Raw genomic sequence first — 8906 nt, 5'->3', positions numbered from 1 at the left:
CTCTGCTGATGTTTGCCGAAACTTTGACCTGCATCCATCCATCTCTCGCTGCAACAAAAAAGCTCTCCCAAAAGGAGAGCCGGCGCGCGGGCGCCTGAGTGGGCAGGGATGCTGTCCGGGAAAAGCCTATTTTAACTGCTCTGCGGTCTGACAGAGTGCCGCCACGGTCTGGCCGTCCACGGTGTAGACCGAGTCGTCCCCCGACACCATCATGTAATAGCCGTCGGTGCCGATGGCGTAGGTCAGGACAGCCGTGCCGTCCGCTGTCGTCACCTCCGCCGTCACCAGCGGGTCATCGAAGCCGCAGGCGGAGGGGTCTGCGGCGGTGTCCTGCCCGGTGACATAGCTGGCCAGCGCGGCCAGCAGGGCATCCGTCTTGTCGGCATCCAGTGCAGCATCCGGCGCATCTGTAAGCCGCCAGACGGTCTGATAGGCTGTGCTGTCGGCCCCGGTGGGCTGAGAGACCGCCTGCAGACTGACCACCTCGCCGCTCTGGAGGGTATAGCGCAGGGCCTCGATGTCCGAGACGGTGATGCCCGCCGGGCTGAACTCCCCGAACAGCCCGGCTTTGGTCTGTTCCATGCAGCGGAACTTGGCCGCATCCACGGCGTAGACCGTGTCCTCCCCGTTCCGGCGGACGTAGACGTCGCCGGTGACAGGGTTCTCAGCCCCTACCGTGAGGGTGGTGCGCTCCCCCGCCGCCGTCACATTCACGACAAGCCGGGGCGCATCGAAGCCGTAGTCCTCACCGGGCTGTGCCTCGAGCTGGCGCTTTGCCCTCATGTCTGCCAGCGCGGTGCGGATGGTGTCGCAGGCAGAGTCGTCCAGATGGTAGTCCGGGTCTTCGGCCAGCGTCCACCCATCGCCGGGCAGAAGGGTCAGGGTTTCTCCTTCATACTGGACTGCCACCTGTTCCAGCGTGTCTCCGGTCACGTCCAGCAGGGGGATACTCCCGTCCTTAGCCTCACTGGCGGCCTGTTCGGCTTTCCGGTTCGCGTGGGTCAGCAGGGCCAGCGCCGCCCCGGCGGCGAGGACGAGCACCAGCAGGAACGCAAGGGTGCGCTGTTTTGCTTTCATCGCCCTGCCCCCTTATTTGCGGCGGCGCAGCAGTACGACCACTGCACCCACGGCCAGCACAGCCGCCGGAAGGATGAGGACGAACACCAGCCCCAGCGCGGCGGCGGTGTGGTTCGGGATGGTGATGGGCGCGGCCTCCAGCGCCTTGGACTCCACGAGGGTCGTCCCCTCCTGCCCGGCCAGAGCGGCCGCACAGCCCTGTAAGAAGGTCACGTTGCCGGGGACGGTCTGGTAGACGGCCTCGTTGTCCATATTGCCGCAGTTGACCCAGATGACCTCAGCGCCAGTGGCGTTGTTGGAGGCGTAAGCCGCCAGCGTGAAGGGACCGTCGGGGTCGCCCTCCTCCTGCCCGGCGGTGGTCATCTCGTAGCCTGCCGTCTTGCTGTAGGAGCTTTCCGAGCTGACCAGCAGAGGCTCGGAGGTGACGCCCTCCGTTTCGGTGAGGGTGATGCCCTGCGCCATCTGAAGCAGTACCCGGCGGCTGGTGTCGATGCCGTCCAGTATGCCGCTCCCGGTGTCTTCGGCGTAGTCGGGCAGCAGATAGTAGGGGTAGCCGCTCAGGGAGTGGCCGCTGTCCCCCTCCACCACAAGGCCCGGCGTCCGGCTCAGGCCGAACTCGGCCATCAGGGCGTCGAGGTTTGGGGTGGAGTAGTAGCTGTCGGTGGTGAGCATCAGGCGTCCGCCGTTTTTCAGATAGGCGCGGAGGGCCGACATCTCATCCACGAGACTGCCCGCCGCTGCAAAGTCCTGCTGCGGGGTGTTGACGATGAGCAGGTCGCAGTCGTCGGGGATGGCATCCGTCAGCAGGTCGAGGGGGCTGACCGCGAGGTTCTGGCCCTCCAAGGCGTCGATGAGGGTGTCCGTCAGGGCCTGCTCGCCGTGGTTGGTGGTGTAGTAGGTATGGAGCGTCTCGCCGCTGGTGACGCGGTAGATGGCAGCGGTGAGCTTGTTTTCGCCTCCGAAGGTCACGCTGTAGCTGCCGGTGGCGTAGTAGTCGGAGTAGTCGTAATCGTAGAGGTCCGATGCTTCCAGCACGACGCTCTTCTCCCCTGAGACGAGGATGAGGCTGCCGTTCTCCGCCGACTGAACGCCATACTGGGCTGCAAAGGTCGGGTAAACAGCAGGGTCTTTCCGCTCCCACCGGATGTGGCTGCTCTCGGAGGCGTAGCGATCCAGCAGCTTTGTGAGAATGGCGTCCTCGCTGCCCGTCTCGGCCAGATAATAGATGTTCACATCCTGCGTAAGGCCCCGGGCGATCTCCTTGGAGCTGTCGCTGAGGGAGTAAAGACCCGCCTCCGAAAGGTCGAACTCGGTGTACTTCGCCGGGACAGCCCGGACGATGAGGTTGAGCAGGACAGCCAGCAGGATGGCCAGCACGGTGAAAGAGGCGGCGTATATACCGCTTTTCAGGCGGAGGCGCTCCAGCGGGCCTGCGCTCTTTTTCTCGAATTTCTTCATGGTCAGTCCCCCTTTCAGTTCCAGCGGCGCTTCTCGATGCCCTGCGCCGTAAAGAAGAGGAAGAGCACCGCTGTCGTCAGATAATAGACCAGCGTGGGGATGGAGAAGCTGTTGTTGACGAACTCTTCAAAGGGCGCAAAGAGGCAGAGGGCGCTCAGCACGGCGCTGAAGGCCTCGGTGAGCCATGTGCTGCGCAGGAGGAACAGCGCGCTCAGACCGGCACAGAGGGCCGCGAACACAAAGCAGCCCAGCGTAAAGCTCCGGGTGCGCAGACCCAGTGCAAGGGATGCCCCCGCCGACAGGGCCGTAAAGACCACCAGTGCCACCGCGCTGCCCGCGTTGAACATACTGCGGAGGCTGGGCATCATATAGGCCAGCAGCAGGGCCGAAAAGCCCATGACCGCCGCGATGATCTGGTTCTCTGTGAGGCCGGAGCAGAACTCACAGACCGCGATGGCCGCACAGCCCAGCAGAAAATAGCACAGCAGCGCAGCAAAATTCGCACCGCAGGCCGAGGCCGTGCTGCCCAGCAGCCAGAGCACCACGATCATGACGCCGTCGGCCAGACAGGGCAGCGCGAATACGGTGCAGAGAGCCAGATACTTGCCCGCCACGATACCCCACACCGATACCGGGCTGGTGAGGAGCAGCTGGTCGGTGCGGGCGCGGCGCTCCTCGGCCAGCGAGCGCATGGCCAGCACCGGAAAATAGAGCAGAAGCATAAAAATGGTGCGGTAAAGCGTATAATAGCCGAAATCCGTCAGACCGTAGCCGAGGTTCAGCGCCAGAAAATAGATGCCGGAGGCCGCCAGCAGAAAGGCTGTGAGCACATAGCCCATCATGCCGTGGAAAAAGCTGTGCAGCTCCCGCTTGTAGATGGCAAACATCGTCAGTCCTCCTTTTTGTCCGAAGCCGCTTCCGGAGCCGTCAGCGCAAGGAAAAGCTCTTCCAGATCCCGCTGCTCTTCCGTAAGGTCCACCACAGCGGCCAGATGCCCCTGCGACAGGATGAGCGCCTTATCGCAGACGGCCTTTACTTCGCTGAGGATGTGGCTGGACAGGATGACCGTGTGGGTGCGGCCCAGCTCCCGGATGAGGCGGCGCAGCTCGATGACCTGCGCCGGGTCGAGGCCCACCGTCGGCTCGTCCAGAATGATGAGCTTCGGACTCCCCAGCAGCGCCTGTGCCACGCCTACCCGCTGGCGGTAGCCCTTCGACAGGCTGCGGATGAGTCGGGGCAGAACGTCTTCCAGCCCGGTGCGGCGGGCGGCAGACTGCACCTGTGCGGGGCGGTCTGCTTTCTTCACGCCCTTCAGCTCCGCGGCAAAGTCGAGATACTCGGCCACCGTCATCTCCGGGTAGAGGGGCGGCTGTTCCGGCAGGTAGCCCACGCAGGCTTTGGCGGCGTCGGCTTCCTCGGGCAGCGGGTGGCCCGCTACCGTCACCTGCCCCTCGGTGGCAGCGAGATACCCGGTGAGGATGTTCATGATGGTAGATTTGCCTGCGCCGTTCGGGCCAAGCAGGCCGTAGATGACGCCATCCTCCACCGTGAAGGATACATCGTCCACGGCGAGGCGGCTGCCGTAACGCTTCGTAAGGTGAGATACTTCTATCACAAAAAACGCTCCTTTTTTCAAGAAGTTATTGGGAATGTCTGCATCATTCTAGCCCGAAAATGTGTCAGAAATAAGATAAACCTGTGTGTGTTTCCAAATATTGCTTTTCTGGCGCTGTTTCGGCATTTTCTGCGCCCGGACGCAAAAAAGAGCGCCGCTCCCCGCAAGGGGAACGACGCTCTTGGATGACCAGTAATCGATGCAATTACTTACGGCCGAAGCGCTTGTTGAAGCGCTCAACACGTCCGCCGCTGTCAACCAGCTTCTGCTTACCAGTGTAGAAAGGATGGCACTTGGAGCAAACTTCGACGTGGATCTCGGGCTTGGTGGAACGAGTCTTGATGACGTTGCCGCAAGCGCAGGTGATGGTGCAGTCAACGTAGTTCGGATGGATACCCTGTTTCATTCTTTTCACCTCATTTCTGGTTCTGACTTATTGGGGCCATATTTAATGTATGTGCCCATCACAACCTTCAATATCGGCTACCCCCTCGAGCGGCCTTGGAAACGATTGCTTTAATATTATAGCACTCTCCGAAAAAAATGCAAGAGGTGATTTGAGATTTTCTTCCCTTTTTTCAGAAAAGTCCTTCTCTCCCCAGCTTTTTCGATAAGAAAACAGACCCGGCAGCATTTGCCGGGCCTGTCTCTGATTCCTCCAGCCTTGTCCGGGGTGGGCATCCCGGCTCCCGCAGGGCAAGCTGCCTTTCCGCTGAAAGCAGCCAACGAAGCCGGAAACCCGGACAAGGCTTATCTACATCGCATCCGAAAGACACGATGAAACAAATTTACTGGACAAAGTAAATGCCATCGGCACCCTCCACATCCGAGATGGCGACCATGAGCAGCTCGTCCTCGTCCGTCCAGGTAAAGATGCAGGCGTAGCGCAGCTCCTCGCCGTTGTAGTCGAAGATGACGCCCACGCTGCCGTCGTCGAGATACTGGTAAGTGCCGTTCAGCGTGCCGCCGCCCTGAATCATCTTTGCGCCGCCTGCGGCATCAAAGGTGAACTGCAGCGTACCGCCGTATGCCGCCAGAGACTCGTCCATCTCGGCCTGAGTCATCTCGCCGCCGTCGATGTAGCCGCCGGCAAACGACCAGACCGTGTTGCTCATGTCCGGCGTGTCTGCCTGCGGAAGCTCCCACAAAGAGTTTTCCTCTTCCAGCACAGCTGCCGTAGGGGCCGCATCCACAGAGATGGCCGGCGCGGCCAGCACCGGTGTCGAAAGCGAGGCCAGAAGTGCCGCGCTGAGCGCAAGAGAAGTGATACGTTTCATAAAACTTTTCCTCCTTGTGCGATATTCAGAGAGCACATTTTGTCTGGTTCCAGTATACTCTTTTCTGCCCCTGCGGCGGGCAGTTTGACACGATTCGCCCCAAAACTGCTCTCAATCGACCCGGTTCACAAAGAAACGCGGAGAATGAAGCGCCCCTCCTGCACCGAAAAGTCCGAAAGCCCCTTGTACTTTTCTACGATGGCGCAGATGCTGCGCACACCGATGCCGTGTCCTTCGGCGTTGGTCACCGGCAGGCCGTTTTCAAACTGTATCCCCTCCGGACAGGGATTGACGAACTGCAAAAAGAGATGCCCGTTCTTTTCCCGGGCAGTAACTTCAATGTATGCAGGGCCATTCTCCGCTTTCATCCTGCGGCAGGCCCGGAGCGCATTTTCCAGCGCATTGGAGAGCAGCACGCAGAGATCCGTTTCCGCCACGGAGATGAGCTGCGGGATATGAGCCTGAATGTTGAGCGGCACACCGCAGCTCTCCGACCGGCCTGCAAAGGACGAGAAGATGAGGTTCGCAGCCTCGTTCTCGCAGTAGATCGTCACCTTGCTGGCCTCTATCTCGGAGCAGATGCTCTGGATGTACTCCTGCGCCTGCTCTCCCCTGCCGTTCTCGATGCAGGCGGAGATGTATTGCAGATGGTGGCGCAGGTCGTGGCGGTAGGCGCGGGTCTGCTGCTGGGAGGTGCGCAAGGCCTCGATCTCCCGCACCGCCTGACCGACCTGCAGCTTGAGGTTGTTCCGGGTCTGCTCGAGCTGGCCGCGGGCGCTCTCCTCCGCCGAGAACCGGAAGATGAAAACGATATACATCACGCTGCTCACAAAGAACATGAACTCCACCGCTGCCTGATTGCCGTCGGCGAGGAGGCTCGTATAAATGCGGGTCACATAGTCGAAAAGGTAGCCTGCCAGCGGCACTACCCCGAACAGAAGCTGCATCGAGCGCGGATACCGGGCAAAGCTGCGGGCCGACGGCGCGACATAGCGCAGCAGGGCGGCCAGAAGCGGCAATGTGACCAGCATCTCAATGGCAGGCTGCAGCCAGTCGGCGGGGGTCGGCATCAGCGCGACCACCAGAAGCGCCGCCCAGCGCCGGAGCTGACAGCACAGGTATGCTGCAAAAACGGAGATGGTGGGCCAGAGCCAATCTCCGCTGAGGACGCTGAGGATGATGGCAAGCGGCAGATGGGTCGTAAAGGGATACAGCTCCTGCATCGCATCCCAGCTCGCCCCGAAGGTGATGGCCCCCTGCAGCAGGAGGATGGCTGCTGAGCCGACCGCCAATATAATGCAGTTCTTCTTCGTCCAGCTGATGTCACAGAACGCTGCCGAGAGTGCGATGCCAAAGAGCGCCACGGCAACGCCGTTTGGTACAGTAAGAGCGTTCACTACATGACCACCTGCTTTCGGTCAAAAATATAGCTCAGGTAGCGGTTTTTCAGCTCCGAATATTTTCCGTGGGGCACCGGCACCTCGGCCCCGTCCTGCATCGTGATGGAGCGGGCTGCGATGTTGGCGATGTACTCCATATTGATGAGGAAGGAGCGGTGGGGGCGGAGGAAGTTCGGGTAGGGCATGAGCTGATCGCAGAGGTCGTCCAGCCGGCCCATGCTCTCCAGCACGACCCCGCTGTTCAGGTGGAAGGTGAGCGTCCGGCCCATCACCTCGCAGTAGACCAGCTTTTCCAGCTCTACCCGGACGATGCCGTTTTTACTGCGGAGGATGAGGCTGTGGGTCTGCTCTTTGCTGCAGGCGGCGCAGGCTGAGTCCATCAGGCGGAAAAAGTCCTCCTGCCGGATGGGCTTGAGCTGGTAATACCACGCATCCACCGCATAGGACTCCACCGCAAACTCCGGGCTTGCGGTGAGGAAGATGATCTTTACGTTGGTGTCGTGCTCCCGAACCTCCCGGGCCGCCGTCATCCCGTTCTCGCCCGGCATCAGAATATCCAGCAGCATGATGTCGAAGTGTTTGCCCTTCTCGATGTCTGCCATCAGCTCCACCGAGCTTTGGTAGGATGTATGGACAAATTCCTGCCCTCGGGCAGCGGCATATTCTTCCAGCAGCTCTTCCAGCTGCGCGATCTCTGCGGTTTCGTCGTCACAGAATGCGATTTTCAGCATAAGGGGATTTACACAGTCCCTTCTCTTGTTTATTTCTTGCTTCTTCTACTCCTTATAGTATAGGGATTCTGTGGGTGTTCGTCAAGCCGCGCTGGCAGACTCTCCTCGAGATTGCCGGGCTGATTGCTTGCCGCCTGCGGGCGGCCGTGCTGTTCGACCCCTCTTCTCCGCAAGATAAAAAATGGCCCCAAGCATGGGCTTGGGGCCATTTTTTATGCAGCGGAAGTGAGGCTGTACGAACGCTCCGTTCCAATGTAACTATTCAGATGGTCGGAAGTGTGTTCGTCCTGTGCTGCGAGATACCGACTCGTTGAACAATGGTAAAAATCTTCGGCTCTTTTGTAAATGTGAGAACCGAGGATTTTTGTTGTTTTCGCCCATTTTTCGGAAGAATTTGCCGGAATCTGTATTTTTCTGCCAAAATCCTGACAAGCCGGTTTCAAATCGGTAAAATTCTTGGCAAAGGAGATACAGGCTATGATTAGGATTATGCTGTCCACCCGCCTTGGCGAACGGCGGATGACACAGAGCGAACTTGCTCGCGCCACCGGGATCCGCAGCCAGACCATCAACGAAATGTACCATGACTTCTCCGACCGGGTCAATCTGGATGACCTCGACCTTATCTGTGAAGCTCTGGACTGCACACTCAGCGACTTACTTATTTATGAGCCGAATGAGGTGCGCAGAGTAAAAGAGGTCCGGCGAATCCCGAAAACGGTGAGCAATAACCGCAAAAAGTAAGCACCTCTCCCCTGCCCGGACGTTTATTCGTCCGGGCTTTTTTCATACCTCGGTTCCATCCGGAAATCGGAAGTTGACAATCAGTTCTGCGCCAAGGGCGGCTGCAATCTGCTCCAACTCCTCGTATTTGAACTTCCCGGTCTTCATCCGCTGGTTGAACGCCTGCGGTGTAGTACCGATTTGCCGGGCAAGTTCAGCTTCTTTCATTCTGGCTACGGCCTCGGCCATTTTGATTTTCGTGGAGAACTCCATACTTATCACCTCAGTTTCATTATATAGGCTTTCCTTTATTCTGTCAAGAAAAAAATTGAAAAATTCAGGAAAAACTTAAAGAAAAACCTTGACAACATAAAGGAAATCCTGTATAATAAAGATGTAAGGCAGAGAGCGAAAGCCCCTTACAGAAAGGAGTGAGGTGAATGGAAGACATGAACGTAACCAAGGCGTTACTCAAAGCAATCCTCGAACTCATCGAGAAGTGTGAAACGCTGGAAGAGCTCCGTGAGAGCGTCAAGAAGATTATGGAAGAGTAAAAAAGAAGACCAGCCACCGTCCAAAGCAACTGATCTTCAACACCGAACCAACGGCGAGCCGGGAGCCTTAC

At 59.0% G+C, this 8906-nt stretch carries 10 protein-coding genes; 1 reads left to right on the top strand and 9 read right to left on the bottom strand.

All coding sequences use genetic code 11. From position 1 onward, the window contains the following. Positions 1 to 126 precede the first annotated feature (126 nt). From MTP38_RS06105 to MTP38_RS06070, 8 genes are all read right to left on the bottom strand, one after another. A complete protein-coding gene (locus MTP38_RS06105; protein WP_249234589.1) occupies positions 127 to 1077 on the bottom strand; it encodes a DUF4340 domain-containing protein in 951 nt (316 codons plus the stop codon). 12 nt (positions 1078 to 1089) lie between these two features. Beyond that, positions 1090 to 2535: a GldG family protein gene (locus tag MTP38_RS06100; RefSeq protein ID WP_249234588.1), complete on the bottom strand. Its 1446-nt coding sequence runs from the start codon at positions 2533 to 2535 to the stop codon at positions 1090 to 1092. A 14-nt stretch (positions 2536 to 2549) separates the two neighbouring features. Beyond that, a complete protein-coding gene (locus MTP38_RS06095; protein WP_249234587.1) occupies positions 2550 to 3422 on the bottom strand; it encodes an ABC transporter permease in 873 nt (290 codons plus the stop codon). A gap of 2 nt (positions 3423 to 3424) precedes the next feature. Further along, entirely contained in the window at positions 3425 to 4150 is a 726-nt protein-coding gene (locus tag MTP38_RS06090; protein WP_368670596.1) for an ABC transporter ATP-binding protein, read from the bottom strand. 205 nt (positions 4151 to 4355) lie between these two features. Continuing rightward, positions 4356 to 4556: a 50S ribosomal protein L31 gene (gene rpmE / locus MTP38_RS06085; protein WP_005937210.1), complete on the bottom strand. Its 201-nt coding sequence runs from the start codon at positions 4554 to 4556 to the stop codon at positions 4356 to 4358. 382 nt (positions 4557 to 4938) lie between these two features. Continuing rightward, positions 4939 to 5427, bottom strand: a complete 489-nt coding sequence (locus MTP38_RS06080; protein ID WP_227619979.1) for a hypothetical protein — start codon at positions 5425 to 5427, stop codon at positions 4939 to 4941. Positions 5428 to 5552: 125 nt separating this feature from the next. Next, positions 5553 to 6824 (bottom strand): sensor histidine kinase, encoded by a 1272-nt coding sequence (locus MTP38_RS06075; RefSeq protein ID WP_249234586.1) that lies wholly within the window; start codon positions 6822 to 6824, stop codon positions 5553 to 5555. Beyond that, on the bottom strand, positions 6824 to 7558 hold the full coding sequence (locus MTP38_RS06070) for a LytR/AlgR family response regulator transcription factor (RefSeq protein WP_249234585.1): 735 nt from the start codon (positions 7556 to 7558) through the stop codon (positions 6824 to 6826). Before MTP38_RS06070 ends, MTP38_RS06075 begins: the two co-directional genes overlap by 1 nt. A gap of 477 nt (positions 7559 to 8035) precedes the next feature. Here MTP38_RS06070 and MTP38_RS06065 point away from each other — a divergent pair, with 477 nt between their 5' ends. Then, positions 8036 to 8302, top strand: a complete 267-nt coding sequence (locus tag MTP38_RS06065; protein WP_249234584.1) for a helix-turn-helix domain-containing protein — start codon at positions 8036 to 8038, stop codon at positions 8300 to 8302. 42 nt (positions 8303 to 8344) lie between these two features. Here MTP38_RS06065 and MTP38_RS06060 read toward each other — a convergent pair whose 3' ends face one another. Continuing rightward, the gene (locus tag MTP38_RS06060; RefSeq protein WP_249234583.1) at positions 8345 to 8554 is read right to left on the bottom strand and encodes an XRE family transcriptional regulator; all 210 of its coding nucleotides are present in this window, start codon (positions 8552 to 8554) and stop codon (positions 8345 to 8347) included. Positions 8555 to 8906: the final 352 nt, after the last annotated feature.

It is taken from the genome of Faecalibacterium sp. I3-3-89 (assembly GCF_023347275.1).
GTDB lineage: Bacteria > Bacillota > Clostridia > Oscillospirales > Ruminococcaceae > Faecalibacterium > Faecalibacterium butyricigenerans.
Note: the sequence above shows the minus strand (reverse complement) of the source record. Positions and strands in the feature narration are given on the sequence as shown.

What these genes read in the sequence shown, in the direction of transcription:
- MTP38_RS06105 (WP_249234589.1), bottom strand. Translation starts at nt 1,077, where the DNA reads ATGAAAGCAAAACAGCGCACCCTTGCGTTCCTGCTGGTGCTCGTCCTC.
- MTP38_RS06100 (WP_249234588.1), bottom strand. Translation starts at nt 2,535, where the DNA reads ATGAAGAAATTCGAGAAAAAGAGCGCAGGCCCGCTGGAGCGCCTCCGC.
- MTP38_RS06095 (WP_249234587.1), bottom strand. Translation starts at nt 3,422, where the DNA reads ATGTTTGCCATCTACAAGCGGGAGCTGCACAGCTTTTTCCACGGCATG.
- rpmE (WP_005937210.1), bottom strand. Translation starts at nt 4,556, where the DNA reads ATGAAACAGGGTATCCATCCGAACTACGTTGACTGCACCATCACCTGC.
- MTP38_RS06080 (WP_227619979.1), bottom strand. Translation starts at nt 5,427, where the DNA reads ATGAAACGTATCACTTCTCTTGCGCTCAGCGCGGCACTTCTGGCCTCG.
- MTP38_RS06070 (WP_249234585.1), bottom strand. Translation starts at nt 7,558, where the DNA reads ATGCTGAAAATCGCATTCTGTGACGACGAAACCGCAGAGATCGCGCAG.
- MTP38_RS06065 (WP_249234584.1), top strand. Translation starts at nt 8,036, where the DNA reads ATGATTAGGATTATGCTGTCCACCCGCCTTGGCGAACGGCGGATGACA.
- MTP38_RS06060 (WP_249234583.1), bottom strand. Translation starts at nt 8,554, where the DNA reads ATGGAGTTCTCCACGAAAATCAAAATGGCCGAGGCCGTAGCCAGAATG.